18 protein-coding genes are annotated in these 20,647 nt (G+C 48.0%); 17 read left to right on the forward strand and 1 reads right to left on the reverse strand.

The annotated features are described in order from the left end of the window. The first annotated feature begins 41 nt into the window (after positions 1–41). The 16 genes from F7231_RS19070 (at position 42) to F7231_RS19145 (ending at position 18,421) form a co-directional block, all read left to right on the forward strand. Positions 42–710, forward strand: coding sequence for a sugar transferase (locus tag F7231_RS19070; RefSeq protein WP_166693122.1), 669 nt, complete (start codon positions 42–44; stop codon positions 708–710). A 53-nt stretch (positions 711–763) separates the two neighbouring features. Continuing rightward, positions 764–2,125 carry a lipopolysaccharide biosynthesis protein gene (locus F7231_RS19075; protein ID WP_166693124.1) on the forward strand — a complete coding sequence of 454 codons (1,362 nt, stop codon included), beginning with the start codon at positions 764–766 and terminating at the stop codon, positions 2,123–2,125. Next, positions 2,122–2,805 carry a CatB-related O-acetyltransferase gene (locus tag F7231_RS19080; protein ID WP_166693125.1) on the forward strand — a complete coding sequence of 228 codons (684 nt, stop codon included), beginning with the start codon at positions 2,122–2,124 and terminating at the stop codon, positions 2,803–2,805. The genes F7231_RS19075 and F7231_RS19080 overlap by 4 nt, the downstream gene beginning before the upstream one ends. Positions 2,806–2,880: 75 nt before the next feature. Continuing rightward, positions 2,881–4,254: a hypothetical protein gene (locus F7231_RS19085; protein WP_166693127.1), complete on the forward strand. Its 1,374-nt coding sequence runs from the start codon at positions 2,881–2,883 to the stop codon at positions 4,252–4,254. Positions 4,255–4,340: 86 nt separating this feature from the next. Beyond that, positions 4,341–5,114: a glycosyltransferase family 2 protein gene (locus F7231_RS19090; RefSeq protein ID WP_166693128.1), complete on the forward strand. Its 774-nt coding sequence runs from the start codon at positions 4,341–4,343 to the stop codon at positions 5,112–5,114. Next, a complete protein-coding gene (locus F7231_RS19095; protein ID WP_166693129.1) occupies positions 5,111–6,148 on the forward strand; it encodes a glycosyltransferase in 1,038 nt (345 codons plus the stop codon). The genes F7231_RS19090 and F7231_RS19095 overlap by 4 nt, the downstream gene beginning before the upstream one ends. Continuing rightward, positions 6,148–7,284 carry a glycosyltransferase family 4 protein gene (locus F7231_RS19100; protein ID WP_085414038.1) on the forward strand — a complete coding sequence of 379 codons (1,137 nt, stop codon included), beginning with the start codon at positions 6,148–6,150 and terminating at the stop codon, positions 7,282–7,284. The genes F7231_RS19095 and F7231_RS19100 overlap by 1 nt, the downstream gene beginning before the upstream one ends. Before the next feature lie 76 nt (positions 7,285–7,360). Next, positions 7,361–9,328: an alginate lyase family protein gene (locus tag F7231_RS19105; protein WP_166693130.1), complete on the forward strand. Its 1,968-nt coding sequence runs from the start codon at positions 7,361–7,363 to the stop codon at positions 9,326–9,328. A 6-nt stretch (positions 9,329–9,334) separates the two neighbouring features. Continuing rightward, positions 9,335–10,669: a nucleotide sugar dehydrogenase gene (locus F7231_RS19110; RefSeq protein WP_085414036.1), complete on the forward strand. Its 1,335-nt coding sequence runs from the start codon at positions 9,335–9,337 to the stop codon at positions 10,667–10,669. A gap of 30 nt (positions 10,670–10,699) precedes the next feature. Continuing rightward, a complete protein-coding gene (locus F7231_RS19115; protein ID WP_085414035.1) occupies positions 10,700–11,962 on the forward strand; it encodes a glycosyltransferase family 4 protein in 1,263 nt (420 codons plus the stop codon). Between the two features lie 68 nt (positions 11,963–12,030). Beyond that, positions 12,031–12,849, forward strand: coding sequence for a polysaccharide lyase family 20 protein (locus tag F7231_RS19120; RefSeq protein WP_166693131.1), 819 nt, complete (start codon positions 12,031–12,033; stop codon positions 12,847–12,849). Positions 12,850–13,063: 214 nt separating this feature from the next. Then, positions 13,064–13,585 carry a laminin B domain-containing protein gene (locus F7231_RS19125; protein WP_310589354.1) on the forward strand — a complete coding sequence of 174 codons (522 nt, stop codon included), beginning with the start codon at positions 13,064–13,066 and terminating at the stop codon, positions 13,583–13,585. 179 nt (positions 13,586–13,764) lie between these two features. Beyond that, a complete protein-coding gene (locus F7231_RS19130; protein WP_166693133.1) occupies positions 13,765–15,315 on the forward strand; it encodes a DUF1800 domain-containing protein in 1,551 nt (516 codons plus the stop codon). A 36-nt stretch (positions 15,316–15,351) separates the two neighbouring features. Next, positions 15,352–16,914, forward strand: a complete 1,563-nt coding sequence (locus F7231_RS19135; RefSeq protein WP_166693134.1) for a DUF1501 domain-containing protein — start codon at positions 15,352–15,354, stop codon at positions 16,912–16,914. Positions 16,915–17,045: 131 nt separating this feature from the next. Then, positions 17,046–17,765 (forward strand): Bax inhibitor-1/YccA family protein, encoded by a 720-nt coding sequence (locus F7231_RS19140; RefSeq protein ID WP_085414030.1) that lies wholly within the window; start codon positions 17,046–17,048, stop codon positions 17,763–17,765. A gap of 140 nt (positions 17,766–17,905) precedes the next feature. Continuing rightward, positions 17,906–18,421: a GreA/GreB family elongation factor gene (locus F7231_RS19145; RefSeq protein ID WP_166693135.1), complete on the forward strand. Its 516-nt coding sequence runs from the start codon at positions 17,906–17,908 to the stop codon at positions 18,419–18,421. 110 nt (positions 18,422–18,531) lie between these two features. On the opposite strand, the gene F7231_RS19150 is transcribed toward F7231_RS19145, so the two are convergent. Then, positions 18,532–19,254, reverse strand: a complete 723-nt coding sequence (locus F7231_RS19150) for an SDR family oxidoreductase (RefSeq protein WP_085414028.1) — start codon at positions 19,252–19,254, stop codon at positions 18,532–18,534. A gap of 104 nt (positions 19,255–19,358) precedes the next feature. On the opposite strand from F7231_RS19150, the gene F7231_RS19155 reads away from it, so the two are divergent. Further along, positions 19,359–20,579: a PQQ-dependent sugar dehydrogenase gene (locus F7231_RS19155; protein WP_229370124.1), complete on the forward strand. Its 1,221-nt coding sequence runs from the start codon at positions 19,359–19,361 to the stop codon at positions 20,577–20,579. Positions 20,580–20,647: the final 68 nt, after the last annotated feature.

Here is a 20,647-nt window from a genome sequence, read left to right on the forward strand (position 1 = left end):
TGAAAAAACAGAACCACCATTCAGTGTAAAATTCTACCACCATGCTTAGTCTAGACTCTACCTACAAAGCGCTATATGTGTACGCTGAGCCACAGACACATACTAGAAATGCCGCAATTAAGGTTCAGGGAAAACGAGTGTTCGACATCTGTTTTTCCGTCTTGATCACCGTATTTGTTTTATCCTGGTTGATTCCGGTAGTCGGGTTATTTATTAAGATACTCTCGCCGGGCCCTATCTTCTTTGTACAGAAACGCACTGGGTACCGGGGTGTTCCGTTCAACTGCTTCAAGTTCAGAACGATGACGTACAACCCAGCCGATACCTTTAAGCAAGCCACCAAGAACGACACCCGCATTACATTTATTGGGCGTTTCCTGCGCAAGACGAACCTGGACGAGATGCCCCAATTTCTCAACGTATTGCTGGGAGATATGAGTGTAGTAGGGCCCCGCCCGCACGCGTTGCAGCATAGTGCCCAGTACTGGAACACAATGCCAGAATACCGGAAGCGGTACCGGGTGAAACCAGGCATTACTGGCCTTGCTCAGGTTCGTGGTTGCCGGGGCGAGATTGACCACATGTTGCACATGCACCACCGGGTACGTTATGACCGGTTCTACAACCGGAAAAAATCGCCGCTGCTGGACCTTAAAATCTGCTGGTGGACTATTGAAAAAATGATTGTCGGCGACGAAAAAGCGCATTGATGCAAACGCCTAATGCCTGCATAGTTATTGTTCGTTATTAATCAGTTGATGGTATGGTAGCCAACCTACGGAGTAGAGTTACGGGGTTCTTCGTTAATGGCCATGAACGCACGCTACTAGTTAAAAAGAATATTGCATTGACCTTCCTGACAAAGGCGGGAGGGATATTGATTAGTCTGGTACTTGTGCCAATGACAATCGATTACGTCTCGCCCGCTCAGTATGGTGTGTGGTTAACTATTAGCTCAATCATTGGATGGCTGAACTTCTTCGATGTGGGTTTGGGCAATGGGTTGAAAAATAAGCTTACTCAGTCGACTGCACTGGGCGAAACAGAGCAGGCGCGGATGTATATAAGCACCACGTATGCAGCCCTGATCGGCATTGCCGCTCTTACGTTTTTTCTGTTCATGGCCGCCAACAGGTACGTGAATTGGGGAAAATTGTTGAACGTGTCAGGAGCAAATGCTGAAGGATTGGAATCTGTCATGCTAATGGCACTTGGCTGTTTCTGCGTTCAGTTTGTGGCTCAATTAATCAATACAATTCTGACCGCCACCCATCAGTCGGCGAGCGCCTCGTACATCACTTTTTTTGGTCAGCTTTGCTCTGTCATTGCCATCTACGTTTGTAAGCAGTACCTACCGGGTAGCCTGTTTACGCTGGTTTGCATAATAGCCAGCACGCCGGTAATCGCTCTGGCAGTAGGGTCATTCCTTTTCTTCCGGCATAAGCTTCAACACCTCGCGCCAAGCTGGAAATTAGTTAACATGACCTATGCCCGCGGACTACTCAATGCAGGCGGAAAGTTCTTTCTGATTCAGATTGGGGCACTCGTATTATTTCAAACTAACTACATTCTCATAAGTCAGCTGCTCGGGCCAGAGCAAGTTACTGTGTATAGCGTTTGCTACAAGTTATTCTCGGTGGTCATTATGATTTTCACCATCATTGTTACTCCCATGTGGAGTTCATTCGCGGATGCTTACGCAAAAGGCGACTTTGAATGGCTGACAGGCAGCTTACAAAAGATGCGAAAAGTATGGCTGCTTTTTTCACTTGCCACGCTGGCCATTCTCAGTGCCTCACCGATGTTATTTACTGAATGGATTGGCAAAAGTGTATCCGTACCCTGGACGTTGTCTATCTGCATGACGGTTTACGTGATTGCCTACATCTGGCAAATGATGCACGTATATTTCCTGAACGGTATCGGAAAAATTCAGCTGCAGCTTATTCTGGTTACAGTAAGTGCTATTTTAAATATCCCAGTCTGTATTCTGTTAGGAAAATCATTTGGTTTAGTTGGAATTGTAGCAACGAGCACAATATTATTTACAGTTATGGGAATAATATTTTCTATACAATGCCAAAAGATATGTACCAGTAAAGCAAATAAAGTTTGGGGCAAATGAATACATTTAAGCGTTTTCGAAATTTATTCAACAATATCATTAAGTTTCTAGCAGAATTATCTAGATACGATCGATTTTATTGGAGGTCTTCAAGTTGCAAAGCTATCAACTGTCATATAGATAAATCGGTAGTTGTGTATGGTAACTATTCATTAACAAACGTAAAAATTGATTTTGCATCTTATGTAAGTCAGAACGCAAATATGTCAAACACTTCTGTAGGAAAGTTTTGTTCAATAGGGCCGAACTTAGTATGTGGTTGGGGTATTCACCCTATAGATGGAATATCAACTCATCCAGCCTTTTATTCTACTACAAAAAAGAGTAAAATTACTTATAGCAAAGTAGATCAAGTTGCTGAACAGAAGGCGATTGTCATTGGAAATGATGTTTTTATTGGTGCTAATGTAACAATACTTGATGGAGTCAGCATCGGAGATGGAGCTGTAATAGGTGCTGGCGCGGTAGTATCAAAAGATATTCCTGCTTATGCAGTTGCAGTTGGTTGTCCAGTAAAAATAATCAAATATAGATTCTCAAAAGATATTATAGATGAATTGCTAATGTCACGCTGGTGGGATAAAGGAGAAGCTGATTATAAAGATATTGTTGATTGTTTTTACGACGTGCCTAGCTTCTTAAGTAATATTGAAAAGAGGTCTAAAGTATTTAATCTATGAATATCAGAAATAGGTAGTTGATTAATTTTAGTGATAATTTGAGTTTATTTTTTGACCTATACAACCTACTTAATTATGATCTGTATTATACTTACCGTAATTGGATTTGTGCTATTTATAGCCAAACGTTATCTATGGTCGTTGTTGATATTTTTTTGCCTATTAACAAATGGTTATCAGTTAATTCCTTCATCTATATTAATGTTAGGGTCCCCATTAGAAAAATCTACTGATGTATTGATTTTTTACGTAATAGCAATATTTGTGTGTTATATAAGTACAATATTAAAGGCAGTCAAAAGTGAGCATATTTTTAAATGGATGCTATTTTTTCTTCTATTTGTGACTGCTGATGCTATATACAGTATTTTTGTTTTAAGTTATGATATCAGTGGAGTAGTTAAAGTGTTCAGAAATTACTTATTTATATTAAGTTTTGGTGTGCTGATATTGGTACCCGTAAAAATCTTAAACCGAGTTTTCAACATCTTGTCTGTCATAACAATTGGACAAAGTGTGTTATACTTATTACAAATAGTAACTGGCTTAACACTGTTACAAACAGGAGTTTCTGGTGGAGACGTCTCTGTTCACGATGCATCCGAGACAGGTTTGATAAGGTTTTACAATCTACCCTTATTTTTGCTTCCAGTTTTACTTAATTATTTATTTAACTATAAATTCAAAACTCGTTTTTATCAGATTTTTACACTTGGCATATTATTATTAGCTGTAGTAGCTCCACTTCATAGGAGTTATATATTTACAACTCTTCTGGTCATAAGTGTTTATATAATGACCAAGCAGTCTTTTCAAAAGAAGATAATATATGTTGTGCTAACTTCAATAGTTTTACTAGCTATTTCAACCAGTAGTATCGTTGGAAATAGACTCATGAAGGGAGCTGATGATATGACAAGTGTTTTTTCTAAAGGTGCATCTCATTTTTCTGATGATACAGATGCCAATTCTTTTGCTTTCCGTCTGCTACATTTGACAGAAAGATTTGATTATATTTATAAAGAGCCGTCTCGTTATTTTTTTGGTATAGGACTTTTATCTGAAAGTGCAAAGCAAATTAGTAGAATGAACTTCGATATTGGTACGTACAATAAAAAAATGGAGTCTAAAACTCAGGTTGATACCAGTGATATCTCATGGTCTGTACTTCTAATGCATTTAGGCTTTGTAGGGACATTTCTTTTTATAATACTTAATATAAAAATGATAAAGTATTTCTATAGATATCATAAAATACCTTACAGTGAAATTGGGATACTTGTGCTTGTGTCAGCTTTATTTACTTCTTTCGCTGGTATAGAATTATTGAGTATTGCGTTTAGGGTTATCTTAATATTTTTTATTGTGATAGTTTTAAAGCAAAAGAATAAAATTTTATATCTTTATTCAATTGAGATGTCTCAAAAAAAAGAAAGCTTATTAGTGTAGAAGTGCTACGATTATTGAATGTTATACTGTTGTGAATGCTTGATCTTTAGTTGAAACTGAACAGCGACTCATAAATAACAACGTCTATGTCAAGTGAACTCCCCAAAATATCAATAATTACCCCCTCCTATAATCAGGGGCAGTTTATTGAAGCCACGATCCAATCTGTACTTGCCCAGTCGTATTCAAATATTGAGTACATCATAGTCGATGGAGGATCAACCGACTCGACAATGGAAGTCGTTGATCGATATCGTGACAGATTATCACTGGTGATTCATGAAAAGGATAATGGACAGTCAGATGCAATTAATAAAGGCTTTAAGGCCGCCACAGGAGAATTGGTCGGATGGATTAACTCAGACGATATTTTATACACTGACTGTGTGCAACAGATTGTAAAACTCTATTCTGCATTCGGCGACGGGTCTGTGTACTATGGCTCTGTTAATGACTGGATTGATGCGGATGGGCATATAATCGGCACACGCCGGTTACCAATAAAGAGCCGTAATTATTTGTTGAACAACAACTACGACTTAATTCAGCAAGGGTCTTTCTATCCTACCCGCCTGGTTCGTGAAATTGGCTTTTTAAATGAAGCCATTCACTACTGTATGGACTTAGACCTCTGGTTACGGTTGCTGGAGCATGGCCCAATCTATGCTTTCTCTGATTATGCGCTGGCTGGTTTTAGAAAATGGGAGGAAACAAAGACTAGTACAGGGGGGCATAAGTTTATGCATGACATTCGAACTACGTTGCTCAAGTATGGCGCGAATCCGTATTCGCGAGCAGTCCTGAAAACACGCTACTACGGTTTAAAACAGCGCGTGAAGGCAACCCTCAAAGCGTCATGAAAATTGCCCATATCAATTTTAGCCTAGACGTTGGTGGGATCGAAACGATGCTGGTTGATATTCTCAATGAGCAGTGCGCCCAGGCCGACACGTCCCTGATTTTAATCAACGATCATTTCGATGCTGACCTGTTGAGCCGGGTCGATAGCCGCGTAGCAGTACATCGGATTGGTCGGCCAAAGGGCAGTCGTAATCCCTTCTACCTGGCTAAGCTCAATGCTCTCTTATTACGTATACAGCCAGACGTGATTCACTGCCATAATCATCAGGTTGCACAGTGGATTTGGGGAAATCGCGGTCAGCGTTGCCTCACGGTTCATGACATGCAGATTCCAACCCAGCATTTCGGACTCTATAACAAGTTGTTTGCCATCTCGGAGAGCGTCAGTCAGGATATCCAGGAGCGTTCGGGTTTCATGGCTCAGTCAATCTACAACGGCGTGCAAACTCGTCAGATTGAGCAGAAAACAACTTATTCCGGCAAGGGGCATTTCAAGGTGTTGCAAGTGAGCCGGCTGATGCACGAGAAAAAAGGGCAGCACTTGTTACTGGAAGCCGTACGGCAATTGGTATATGAGCAGGGTATGACTCAATTACGGGTCGATTTTGTAGGTGAAGGTACTTCGCGGCCATTTCTGGAAGAACTGACACGTACCTACGGTCTGGAGGCATACGTGACATTTGCCGGTTTAAAATCTCGTCCGGAGCTGTACCGGGAATTGAAAAACTACCATCTTCTCGTGCAACCATCTTTGTACGAAGGCTTTGGCTTAACCATCGCTGAGGCGATGGCGGCAGGGGTTCCAGTGTTGGTTTCGGCAATCGATGGTCCGATGGAATTGATCCGGCACAATGAGTTCGGGTATTCATTCCCTTCGGGAGATACCGGGCGGCTTGCCGGACAAATCAGCGAATTAGTTGACTCTTATGAATCAACGACTGTACGCAAGAAGGCATTAGCCGCACAGCAGTACGTACGTGGGCAATTCGATATCCGCCAAACGGCCGGACAATACCTCGCTAATTACCTCTAATGCAAAACGAATTTATGATTGCAGACGTACCCACGCAGCATAACGTAGCTCTGCTCCCCTTGTCTATCGCCGAAACAGTGTTAACCGTTGGTCCCGACCATGTCAACTACCGAGGCGGAGTGGGGAGCGTCATGAACGTGTACGCCCGGCATTTCACGGTATTCAAACACATTACCAGTCACAAGCCCGTATCGGGTAAGTGGGGGCTGATCACGTTTTTCCTAAAGCAGTATATCCGGTTCGTTCAAACCCTGACCGCCGACAAACGTATTCAGATTGTTCACCTGCAAGGCTCATTCAAAGGGAGTTTCTACCGGAAATTTATCTTTTTCCTAACTGCAAAATACGGTTTTGGCAAGCAGGTAGTCTACCACATGCACGGCTCGAAATTCGATGTTTTTTACAAGAACAGCGATCCGGTCAGTAAACGCCTCATTCGCTTCCTGGTAGAGCGGGTCGATCTGGTCATCTGCCTGTCTGACTATTGGTACCGCTTTTTCTCTGAAAACTTTCAGGTACGTCAGCTTACCATTTTGGGTAACGTCATTCATGACCGCCAGCCTGACAGCGAAGCTAAGCAGGTCATTAAAACGGACAGTCGGCTTCAGGTTCTTTTCCTTGGTGCAATCGGAGAGCGTAAGGGCATTTTTGATCTGCTCGACGCCATCCGTCAGCATCGCGATGCGTTTGAAGGGCGTTTGCTGTTGCGGGTTGGCGGAAACGGGGAAACCGACCGATTGCAGGCGTATATCGCTGAGCATGGCCTACACTCGCTGGTTCAGTTTGAAGGCTGGGTATCGGGCGAGAAAAAGCACGAGTTGCTGTCGGTTGCCGATGTATACATACTTCCCTCATACCATGAAGGATTGCCGATCTCAATTCTTGAAGCCATGAACTACGAACTGCCCATTATTTCTACTCCGGTGGGTGGAACCGCCGAAGTAGTGAAAGAGGGTGTAAATGGCTTCCTGGTTCAGCCAGGAGACAAGACGGCCATGGCAGATACATTACTGCGGTTTGTTGAGTGTCCCGAACTACTCAATACAATGGGGCTGGCTTCTAACCGAATCGTGCAGCGCCATCTGCCCAATACAATCATTCCAGAATTGAGTGCTCTTTATAAGTCTTTGTTGTAATAAAGTTTATAGATCCATCACCTGGTTAGCACAATACTAGTGTAAATCTGGTGCTAAATTTTAAGAAAATATTCGTATGAAAATCAATAACTACCAATGGTTTTACCATCGGCTGCAATCGATGTCAATTCCGGAGATTGGTTATCGCACCGGTCAATTTATCCAGAAGAAGACAGATAAGCGGCAGGCGGGTTGGAAGCCTACGCTGGCTATTGATACAATGCCCGAAACTTTATTTCCCTATGATCCGGCTCATGCTCCAGCGAGCGAGTACACTACACATTGGGAGATATTTAATCATGAAATTGATTTTTCGGCTCCAATTGATTGGCACTTAGATATTAGCACTGGAAATCGATTCCCACTTACCTATGCGAAAGAAATAAATACGCGAACAGACCGGTTTGGTAGTGCTAAATACGTTTGGGAAATAAATCGACTCCAATTTCTGCCTTCGTTGGCAATTCAGTATAAACGCACTGGTGACATACACTTTTTGGCACAATTTGTGTCCATAACTGAGTCGTGGGTACAGGCTAATCCTTACTTAATTGGCGTAAACTGGTACAGTAATATTGAGATAAATATTCGCTTGATCAATTGGTTTATTTGCTGGAATATATTGGACGCTTCTGAGTTGATGAAAACAGACGCCACTTTCGGGCAATTTGTCAAGAAGTCCTGGCTGCCGTCTATTTATCAGCACTGTGTGTATAGTCGGCGTAATCCGTCTCATTACTCGTCGGCCAATAACCACCTGGTATCGGAATATGCTGGCCTTTTTGTAGCCAGCGTATTTTGGGATTTTCCGGAATCAGCCGAATGGGAAAGCTACTCGCGTAGAGGTCTGGAGACTGAAATAAAGAAGCAGCATAGCGCAAACGGGATCAACAAAGAAGAAGCCGCAGAATACATTCAATTCATCACTGATCTTTTTCTTATTCCATTTGCCGTTGCACGAAAGATTGGTCGTCCGTTTACCACTTCTTTCGCTGCTGCTTTAGAATTAATAGTAACGTACATTGCTAATTTTCTAGATGTACAGGGTAATTTTCCGCAGTATGGAGATGAAGACGATGGGCGGATTGTTTGCTTGTATGATAAAACGCCCTACAATAATTTCCGCTCAATTTTAGCATCAGGAGCTCTTTTGTATGGCAACCCAATATTTAAACAATATTCGCACGGTTTTGACCTGAAGAATTACATTCTATTTGGTGAACAGGGGCGCATTGATTTTGATAAAGTACCTGACTCCGCTACCAGGTTGAGCAGTGCACATTATGCAAATGAAGGTCATTTTATTTTTCGAAAACAAGGAGCTGATGAGTCGGAAATTTATCTGCATTTCGACGCTGCTCCGCTTGGTTTCTTATCCATTGCCGCTCATGGTCACGCCGACGCCTTATCATTTTTATTGCACGTAGATGGCAAACCACTTTTTGTCGACTCTGGAACCTATACCTATCATACCGAACCTGACTGGCGGAATTATTTTGTCAGCACCAGGGCGCACAACACTGTGTGTATAGACGGGTTGAACCAGGCCTATCAGGCAGGAGGGTTACTCTGGCTCAATCATTATACCAGCACTGTGCACATGACTGACCAGCAGGAGTCGCTGGAGATGGTATCGGCTTCCCATAATGGCTACGCCAGCATCGGTTGTCATCATCGTCGTGCTATTGAGTTCGATCGGGCCCACGACCAGTTTACGATTCGAGATTTTGTGCGGTCAGAAAATGCTGATCCACATACGCTGGAGGTGTTTTTTCACCTGCATCCCCAGGCAATAGTGACCGCACTGACGCCAGGAAAATTACTTATCAGGCATCCGGATGGAAACCGACAGGTTGTCTTGCAAATCGATTTATCCCTTACTGTCGACATCTGTCGCGGTCAAACCGAACCGGCCATTCTCGGATGGTATTCTGAACGATTCTACCGCAAACAGGAAACGACGACCATACGGGCATCACGGCCAATAAACGAAAAAGGTACCACTGAATTAATCCATCAAATTTCTGTACACTCTTTAAACTAACTAGATATGAACATTAGTATTTTCGGTTTAGGCTATGTAGGCTGTGTTAGCCTTGGATGTTTAGCTCAGAATGGGCATCATGTAACAGGTGTAGACGTAAGCCCAATAAAAGTGGGTCAAATCAATTCAGGTCGCGCCACCATTGTAGAGAAAGATATTGATCAGATTATTGCTGAACAGTTTGCAGCGGGCCGCATTAAAGCAACAACCGACTACCGATCGGCCATTCTGTCTACAGATTTATCCATTATAGCTGTTGGTACGCCGTCTACCCCACAGGGCCACCTGAACCTATCCTATATTTTTAAAGTAGCTGATCATTTTGGTGAAGTGCTGGCCGAGAAAGAGGGCTTCCATGTTATCGCCATTCGTTCGACGGTTATGCCTGGCACCTGCGATCAGATTGCTACACGTATAGAAACTATAACCGGTAAAGTACGTAACGTTGACTTTGCCGTGATCAGCAATCCAGAATTCCTTCGGGAGGGAACAGCCGTAAGTGATTACTTCAACCCACCACTCACCCTCATCGGCACCGAGTCGGAGCGCGCGGCGGCAGTAGCACGGAGCCTGTACGAAAAGTTACCCGCCAAAATAATTGTGGCTGATACCAAAACAGCAGAGATTATGAAGTACGTGAACAATACGTTTCACGCCCTTAAAATTTCCTTTGCCAATGAGGTCGGCAATATCTGCTCGGCACTGAATATCGACTCACACGAGGTAATGGATATCTTCTGCCAGGATACCCAGTTGAATATCTCGAAGTACTACTTCAAACCCGGATTTGCCTACGGCGGCTCCTGCTTACCGAAAGACCTGAAAGGGCTGCAAACTCTGGCCCATGATCTGTATGTGCAGGTGCCTGTTATCAATAACATCCACCGCACCAACGAGATTCAGATGCAGCGGGCACTGGCGGTGCTGATGCAACATGCTCACCGTAATATCGGCTTCCTGGGCATTGGGTTTAAGGCGGGCACCGATGACCTGCGCAACAGCCCGGCGGTTGAACTGGCCGAGGCACTGCTTGGGAAGGGATGTAACCTGAAGATCTACGATAAAAACGTGCATCACTCAAAGCTGACCGGTACAAACAAGGAATACATCGATCGGCATATTCCTCACCTGTCCTGCCTGATGGTAGCCGACGATATTGAATTGGCCGAGTGGAGCGATGTACTGGTGGTAGCAACCAAAGAAACAGGGTTTGTTACGTTGCTGGAGAACGTATCGGGAAAAACCGTGGTGGATCTGGTTCGGATTCAGGCCGATCTTAACGCGTCGAACAACTACATCGGCATCAACTGGTCGTATGATGCCGTAGGTACGTATGCTTAACCTCTCCACCTATTTTTTAGCCGTATAGTTATGGGACAAGTAGACTCGAACGTTGCCGGAAAACATATCTTAATCATCGTTGAAAATTTACCAGTGCCGTTTGATCGGCGGGTATGGCAGGAGGCAACCACCCTGCGCGAGGCCGGTGCTGAAGTCAGTATCATTTGTCCGCAAATGAAGGGGTACACAAAGCCTTTTGAACAACTGGAGGGCATCGATATTTACCGGCATCCGTTACCTGTCGAGGCATCAGGAGCACTCGGGTATTTGGTTGAGTATTCTACGTCGATCTTCTGGTGGTATTGGTACTGCCTGAAAATTTTTGCGAAGAAGCGCTTTCATGTCATTCATGGCTGTAATCCTCCCGATCTGATTTTCACGGTTGCCGTCTTTTTTAAGCTCTTTGGCGTGAAGTACGTATTTGACCATCACGATATAAACCCCGAATTATATATCGCTAAATATGGCCGAAAAGACTTCTTCTACCACCTGATGATCTGGTTTGAACGGCTTACGTTTAAAACCGCCGATTACAGCATAGCCACTAACGAGTCGTATAAAGAAATTGCAATCCGACGGGGCAAAATGGCTCCAGACCGGGTAACTGTTGTCCGCAGTGGCCCAAAACTGGAACGGCTAAAGCTGGGGCCCGGTGATCAGAATGCGAAAAAAGGACGTACCCACCTGGTGGGCTACCTGGGTGTGATCAGTGATCAGGAAGGTATTGATCTGTTGCTGATGACCATAGAGAAGGTAGTCGCAAAACGGCAGGATGTACAGTTTGCCATTGTTGGTGGCGGTACGGGGCTTCAAGAAATGGTTGACTTGGCAAAGAGTATGGGGTTGTCTGACTACGTCGACTTTTACGGACGGGTTAGCGACAGCGTGATGCTCGACGTGCTGAATGCAGCCGACGTTTGTGTTAATCCCGACAAGCCAACCGAGATGAACAACCTGTCGACCATGAATAAAATCATGGAGTATATGGCCCTTAAAAAACCAATCGTTCAATTCGATCTTAAAGAAGGACGTTTCTCAGCAGAAGAGGCCTCGCTCTACGTGAGTGGCTCCGATGTACAGGAGTTCGCTGACAAGATAAACTACTTGCTCGATAACCCGGAGGTACGCACCTACATGGGCGAGTACGGGTACGACCGTGTAATCAGTAAGCTGTCGTGGAACTACGAGCGGGTTAAGTTATTGGCACTGTATAATAAAGTATTGATGCCCAAAGAGGCTCACCAACAGCAGTCTGAACACTCATTTGAACCAACCGGCTTAAGGCAGCAATAACAGACGATAAGTAAGACAATCGGATAAGTAAACATTCCGGGGCGATTATAGGCAAAACGAGGTAAACGATGCGATCAACTACTCGAGTATTGCCTGTAATCGCCCCCTTTGTGCTGCTGGCTACGCTGGCAGCCGGGCAGCAACGGCTGCCTATCATGACGAAACTCGATTTCGAAACCACCCTACTGTCAGCAGGGTGGGGGGCTGAGACCTGCTGTGCGCATTCAGTACAGCGTTCAGACTCCATTCGGCGAGCGGGTACCTATTCGGGCCGCTTCGAATTGCAAAAAACAGACCCGATTATCGCAAATGGTAGTCGGTCTGAAGTACGTTATAAACCGGATTCGTCTTTGCGTGTAGAGCGCTGGTATGGCTTCAGTGTATTCTTGCCCACTGATTATAAACCAGACCCTGACCCGGAGATTATTGCGCAGTGGCACGAAGTGCCGGATGTTCAATTAGGAGAGACCTGGCGAAGTCCCCCCATTGCTTTGTTTTCTGAAAACGGCTTGTGGCGGTTGCACGTGATCTGGGCCAAAGAACCCGTGAATACGAATCAAACCCGTTCGGGCGACAAGTTTATTGAACTGGGGGCTGTAGAGCCGGGTGTCTGGACCGACTGGGTCTTTCACATTCGCTTTTCCTGGCTGGACGACGGCCTGATCGAGGTTTATCAACAGGGAAGGTTGTTGGCAAGCTTTCCGGGACCGAATGCATATAATGACAAATCGGGTACCTACTTCAAGGCTGGCTTGTACAAGTGGGGCTGGATGCCAAAAAATGACCGGGGGGGCTCAACCACAACTAAGCGGGTGGTGTATTTTGATGAGATACGTATTGGTAATGAACGGGCAACATATCGTGACGTAGCACCAACTGAAAAATAATAAACAGGGGCATTGCTGATCTTGGTAGTGAGGCTTGCTTGTGTACGGGTAGTGAATCGACTTATGTGACTAAGTATCAAATCATATGTCTAATAGTCATATGATTTATTTGTCGTATTCACCGTACTAATAGACACCCTGTATGTTTAAGCATTTACCTAAAAAAGCAAGATTCAGAGTTGCACTTGTTTCCAGTTTGTTGCCCCTGCTCCACGTGAGCTGTCAGGACTTTTCCACCTTTATCCGTCCATTGCCGCTGATGAATGGATTTGATCAGGATAGTCAGGGTTGGTCCGTCAATTCGGCGGCCAAAGGAGGTTATAGTGCTACCGGAGGAAACCCGGGTGGGTACGTATACGGTATCGATAATTCTGCCGACGTCTGGTTTTTCCTTGCCTCGGATAGTTTAGTGCATGAGTCGCGCAGAGGGTACGGAAAAACGCTGAGCTTTGATTTGATACAGGCGGATGCAGATGGACAGGGAGCAACGACCGAAGATGTGGTCCTTACTGATGGTAAGATTACTTTGACTTACAACACGTCCTGCAATCCGGCAACGACCTGGACATCCTACTCGATTAAGTTAGATGAGCAGAGTGGGTGGAAGAAGGGAGGAAAAGCGGCCACAAAAGTGGAGCTTCAACAAGTACTCTTCAATTTGAATGGTATGAAAATCAGAGGGGAATTTAGGTCTGGTCCAGACCGGGCCGGTCTTGACAATGTGACCGTTCGGTAGCCACTGCCAACTGTGGACGAGCTAACAGTGATCTATTCTAAACAGCATTGAAGTTGTCTGGGGTCAACTGACCACGCGGTTGACCCTATCAGGCTTTTCCAGTTAAAAAAGATTAATAAGTACTTTTGCGGATAATTACGGAAATTGGTGGCGTGGTACTCCATACCACCTATTTCTGTATGGCCCTGATTGACCCATTTACTAAACCGCTAACGGCTAAACAGGCTGCCCATTTGCTGCGGCGTGGTACGTTTGGCCCTTCGCCAGCGCAGATAAAGCAGTTTACGGGCCAAACGCCGCAGGCGGCGGTCCAGGCCCTGCTAGGCACCCCTGCCACGCCCAACCCCCCGGTTGATCCAACTACGGGGCTACCCTTTCAAACGCTGGCATTCAACAGCGTTCAGCAATCGACCTGGCAAAGCGCACTAAAGTACTGGTGGCTGGGGCTAATGCTGAACGAAGGCCCCTCGATTCGGGAGAAGATGACACTGTTCTGGCAGAATCATTTCGTGTCGACGGCCGCTGAAGTAGCTGATGCACGCTTCATGTACCGGCAGAATACCGTATTGCGGCGGCACGCGCTGGGCAATTTTCGGGCTTTTGTGATCGACATGACCAAAGATCCGGCTATGCTGCGCTACCTCAATGGAAATCAGAACGTGGTGGGCAAACCGAACGAGAATTACGGGCGTGAGTTACAGGAGCTGTTTACGATTGGCGTTGGTAACTACACGGAAGACGACGTGAAAGCCGCCGCCCGCGTGCTGACGGGCTGGGCCGATACCGGGTACCGCACTACCACTACGCCAGCTATTACCGCTACGTTCCGCACTGCCCAGCACGACACTACTGATAAAGTTTTTTCGGCTTCGTACCAGAACAAGGTCATCAAAGGGCGAACCGGTACTACGGCTGGTGATGACGAACTGAATGAGCTGATCGACATGATTCTGGCGCAGGCCGAAGCCGCCCGCTTCATTGTACGAAAACTATACCGCTGGTTCGTCAATGCCGACATTACACCCGACATTGAGCAGAACTTCATTGAGCCACTGGCCAAGGTTTTCAGGCAGGGCGGCTACGAGATCAGACCCGTGGTGGTGGCGTTGCTGACCAGTCAGCATTTCTACGATGAGGCCCTGCGCGGCGCCATTGTTAAATCACCGCTCGAACTGAACGTGGGTACGTTGCGCTTCTTTGGCATTACAGCCCCCGATGCCGTGGCAAACCCGACCGGGTTTACGCAGTTGATGAGCTTTATTCACACCCGAAATAAAGAGCAGCAACTCGACATGCTCGATCAGCCTACGGTGTTTGGCTGGCGACCCTACTACGATACGGGCTTCTACGACCTCTGGATCAACAGCACCACGCTGGCCCTGCGCGGGTATTACACCGATTTGCTGACAGGCGGTACCGTCAAATACGGCACGGATAAACTGACGCTCGATACGATTGCCCTGGCCAAATTAACCTCTGATCCGTCTGATCCGGTGAAGCTGATCGATGAATGGGCGGCGCTGCTCTACGCGGTTGATCTAACTGCCACGCAACGCGATTTCCTGATCGATAACGTGCTGGTGGCTGGCCTGCCGCGTTACGAGTGGACCGATGAATGGCTGACCTACACCACCGATGCCACTAATAAGAGCAAGCAAATGGCAGTGAGCGCGAAGCTGAACGCGACGCTTCAGTATATGTTCCGTCTGGCCGAGTATCAACTGTGTTGAGGGGTAATCCCCAGTTACCCAATAACCCACGTACCCATGAATCGTCGACATTTTCTTCAACAGGCTTCGGCCTCGATGTTGCTGCCCGTTTTTATTGACGGATTCGGGGCAAAAGCCTTTGGTGCGCCCAATTCGGCGTTCATGCAAACGCTGGTGCAACTGGCCACGACCACCGACCGGGTGCTGGTGATGATTCAGCTGAATGGTGGAAACGACGGGTTAAACATGGTGGTGCCGCTCGATCAGATGAGCAAATACACGTCCCTGCGAACCAACATCGCCCTGCCTGAGGCCAAGGTGCTGAAGCTGACCAACAACCCGGCTACAGGGTTGCACCCGTCGATGACGGGCCTGCAAAGTCTCTATAACGACGGTAAACTCTCAATTGTCCACAGCGTGGCGTATCCGTCGCCGAGTTTCTCGCATTTCCGGGCCAGTGATATCTGGTTTACGGGTGCCGATAACGGGCAACTGCTGACTACCGGCTGGGCAGGCCGATACCTCGACTCGGAGTGGCCGGGTTACCCAACGGGCTACCCGACCAAAGACGTACCAGACCCGCTGGCGATTCAGATAGGCTACATCTCGTCGACGGCGTTTGCCGGTCCGGGCGGGCCAATGGCCGTGGCTATTCCTAACCCCGATACGTTTGCCCAACTCGTGGGGGATAAGCAAACGATTGATCTGGCACCGCCGCCCAATACACCCGCAGGCAAGCATATCACCCATATTCGGCAGCAGCAATTATCGTCTGTTCAGTACGCAGCACAGATTAAAACGGCCGCTGCCAAGGGCAAGAACCTGGTTACGTACCCAAGCAGCAGCCTGGCCGACCAACTCAAGATCGTGTCCCGGCTGATTCACGGTGGGCTGCAAACGCGGGTGTATTACGTCACCATCGGCGGGTTCGATACCCACGCGAACCAAACCAGCGCCACCGACACCACCACCGGCACGCACGCCAACCTGATGAAACAACTGTCCGACGCCGTGAAGTCGTTTCAGGACGACCTTCGGGTGCAGGGCACCGAAGACCGCGTGGCCGGCATGACTTTTTCGGAGTTTGGTCGCCGGGCAGTGTCCAATGCCAGCCTGGGTACCGATCATGGCGTGGCCGCTCCCTTGTTCGTGTTTGGAAAAGGGGTGAAAACTACCGTGATCGGCAAGAACCCGAATTTGTCGGATCTGGATGCCAACAACATCAAGATGCAAACGGATTTCCGTCAGGTATACGCGGCCCTGCTGACCGACTGGCTTGGCGCGAGCACTACCGGAGTGACGTCGATTTTACAGAAGAACTTCGATGTGGTGCCTGTCTTCCGCACGCTCATCACAGCCACAGAACCACTGGCCGCTCCGTTCCGTCTCTTTCCTAATCCGGCGTCTGATACGGTTACCTTGGAAGGCGAGGCGCTAGGGGCGGGCGTAAGCAATGTGGCGATACACGACGCAGCGGGAAAAGTCATGGCTGTGCCCATTAGTCGATTGTCTGACCGGGCTTTCAGATTAAGCGTATTGGCGCTGGCCGCTGGTACGTATGTTGTTTCGGCACAGGCGGGCGAGCAACGCGTATCGGTACGGATGCTGGTGGTGCGGTAAACCCGAACAAAATCAGTAGCTTCGCGACCGGTCTGCAGGCAGAAGAACCCCATTTTTAACAGAAATTAGGGAAATTTTAAGCGCTTACCAGCCAAAAAACTGTTGTATAGGTAACGTTAAACAACTGCCATATGAGTAGCCAAAATCAGCCCAGAGTACAATCCAGATATATTACGCCCGAAGACGTTGAACGGGAGCAGGCCGCTTTTATGGCGCAGGTATACGGTTGGATGAGCGTAGCCCTGTTAATCACGGCGGTCGTGTCGATCTACACGGCCTCGTCAGAAACAATGCTGTCGCTGATCTTCGGTAATCGCCTTGTTTTTTACGGCCTCCTGATCGGTGAAATTCTGATGGTCATGGGCCTCTCTGCGATGATCAATCGCATGACGGCTACCACGGCCACCACCCTGTTCATTGCGTATTCGGCCTTGAATGGCCTGACGATGGCGTGTATTTTCCTGATCTATACAGGTACGTCCATTGCCTCCACGTTCTTCATCACAGCCCTGACGTTTGGCGCCATGAGCGTTTACGGCTACTTCACCAAAACTGACCTGACCCGAATGGGGAGTCTGTTGATGATGGGGCTGATTGGCTTGATCATCGCCTCGGTGGTGAATCTGTTCCTGCATAACGATGTCGTTAGCTGGATCACCAGCTTTCTGGGTGTATTGATTTTTACCGGTCTAACGGCCTACGATACCCAGAAGATTAAGGAAATGAACGCCGTCGGGAATACCGATGCCGAGTCGGACCGGAAGGGGGCCATCATGGGTGCCCTGCGTCTCTACCTCGATTTCGTCAACCTGTTCCTGTACCTCCTCCGTTTCTTCGGCAACAGGAAGTAAGGGGCGTACGATAGAATAAAAAGAAGGGGTGTCAAGTCCCGGGTTTTACGTTTTATAGGCTTTGCTAAACTACCCATGTGGTGTCAAGCGAAGCTCATAAAATGTGAAATCTGAGACTTGACACCCTTTTTTTTATTCCCATGAGCCGCGCCTTTCTAAAAAACGAATCGGCCGATGATCCGGTCATGATTCCGGCCAGGGCTCCACTGCCACCGGGCCTGAGTAATTACGTCACGCCGCGTGGACTTGTGCTGTTGCGCGCCGAGCTAGCCGAACTGGAAGCAGACCATGCGCGTGTTCAGCTTAACGAAACCGACGAAACGGAACGTACCCGGCAGTTGGCCTTGATCAACGGAAAAGTTGGCGCCCTGAACCAGCGCATCAGCAGCGCCCATGTGATCGACCCGGCTAGCCAACCACCCCATGAAATTCGGTTCGGGGCCACTGTAACGTTGCAACCTAAATCAGGTACCGTCCGTCACCTGACCCTCGTTGGCGTCGACGAAGCGGATGTTACCCAGGGGCTGATCGCCTTCACCGCCCCCATTGCCCGCGCCTTACAGGGGAAGCGCGTTGGTGACACGGTGCAGGTACGAACGATGAGCGGAGAAGAGGCCGCTCAGATCATGGCGATCAGGTATGATGCAGCGCGTTAACCGACCGACTAGCGTGTGGTAAGGCAAAAACAGCCCCTGAGGAAAGAGAATCCTCAGGGGCTGTTTTTTAATTAATTAGTAATTAGGTACTTGCTGGTCTATCGGCTGCTCTACTTCTTCTTGCCGCCCGGAATAGTCGGACGTACCTCGATCTTGCTGGGGAGCGTGCGCGGGTGCATGCTGAGCAGATCGATCACCAGTTTGCCAATGTCTTCCGGCTGAATTTTCCACGCATCTGCATCGGATGGCGTGTGGTCCGCAAATTCGGTAGCCACGGAGCCAGGCATGATGGTGCTCACTTTGATGCCTTCGCTACGCAGATCGAGCATAATGGCCTGCGAAAAGCCTACCAGACCAAACTTACTGGCGTTGTAGGCCGATCCTTTCTCGAAGAAGTTGGTACCGGCCAGGCTGGCAATGCTAATGAAGTAGCCTTCGGTTTTCTTCAGTTCGTCGATGCTGGCCTTAGCCGAGTTGAACACACCCGTCAGGTTAATGTCAATGGTTTCCTGCCACTGCTCGGGCGTTAGTTCCTGGATAGGGGCGAAGTGGCCCACGCCTGCATTGGCGATGACGTAATCGAGCCGGCCCCACTGTTGCACGACGGCATCGACTACCGCCTGTTGCGAGGCCAGATTGCGCACATCGGCGGCCATGCCTATCGCATATCCGTCTTTGATCGAATTCAATTGCTGAGCGGCCTTATCGGCGGCTTCCTGCGAGCGGCTGGTAACGGCCACTTTCACGCCCGCCTTGATGAGTGCTTCGGCCACACCGTAGCCAATGCCTTTTGAGCCCCCCGTTACGAGCGCTGTTCTGATATGATCTGCCATAGTCTACATAAGACAACAACGGCTCTATAGGTTTCGAAAAAGCCTTGATTTTAGTTAACTGCCCGGTGCGTGGCGCTGTCAGTCAGTGCAGCCAGGGGATAACAATGAACATTAAATTGGCGTTAAGAAAGGGAACGCGCAACGACAACGAGATGAAAAACGGCCTTTCTGTAGTAGCACTGGTAGGCATAGCCGCCAGCCTGTCAACCACTTCCTGCAAACAAACCGATACGGTAGCGATTGGTGATACACTCACGACAAACCCGACCGGAACCCCAACCATACGTACCCAGACCTTGCTGACAGGCTATGAAATTATCTGGGGCATGGACTTCCTGCCGAACGGAAACCTGATCTTCGGGGAAAAACGCGGCCGGATATACCAGCGTACCGGGGAGACCGTAACGCAGCTAACCGGCCTGCCAACCGACATAAATACCACGAGTCAGGGTGGTTTGCTGGATATTCGTGTTCACCCGAACTATGCCGCCAACGGCTGGGTCTACGCTTCCTATGCTGCCACGGTCTCCGGAACTACCAACACCAGCCTTAAACTGATTCGCTTCAAGATCAACGGCACCGCACTGACCGATGTGCAATCCATCTTTCAGGCCGCGCCCACTAACCAATGGAAAGGTCATTATGGAAGCCGGATCGAGTTTGACAGAAATGGCCTGCTTTACCTGAGTATTGGCGAAGGCGGTCCATCGACCTATGGTGGGGCCTCGTCGCCAAATAAGAATGCCCAGAATGTGCAGACCGAGTGGGGGAAAGTGCACCGCATGACCGACACTGGTGCCGTGCCCGCTGACAACCCGGTTCTGCCCGGAAACACAGCCGCTACGACAGTCTATTCGTACGGACACCGAAATCCTCAGGGTCTGATTCTGAACCCAACCACTGGCGACCTGTGGGAAAGTGAACATAGTGCCAAGGGGGGCGACGAACTCAATATTGTGCAAAAAGGAAAAAATTACGGCTGGCCGCTGGTCTCCTCCGGCGTGAACTATGACGGTACAACCATTTCGGCGAGCCCAACCATGGCAGGCGTAGAAAGCCCCCTGTTCACCTGGACGCCCTCTATTGGTCCCTGTGGCCTGGCGTTCATCACCAGCGACTCGTTTAAAAGTTGGAAGGGCAACCTGCTGGTTGGTGGGCTGGCACTGACGTACCTGAGCCGTCTGGAACTGAACGGAAACCAGGTGGTCAGAGAATCAAAGCTGCTGGAAGGCAACCGCGTACGGAACGTGAAGCAAGCACCGGACGGCAGCATCTACGTATCGGTGGAGGGGCCGGGGCGAATTATCCGATTGTCGGCTGACTAGCCGTTCGCCGGGGCATATTAGCCAAAAAGGGAGCGCGTAGATTTCCAACGGAAAAGCGCTGGTTCGGG

It is taken from the genome of Fibrivirga algicola (assembly GCF_011742925.1).
Classification (GTDB): domain Bacteria; phylum Bacteroidota; class Bacteroidia; order Cytophagales; family Spirosomataceae; genus Fibrella; species Fibrella algicola.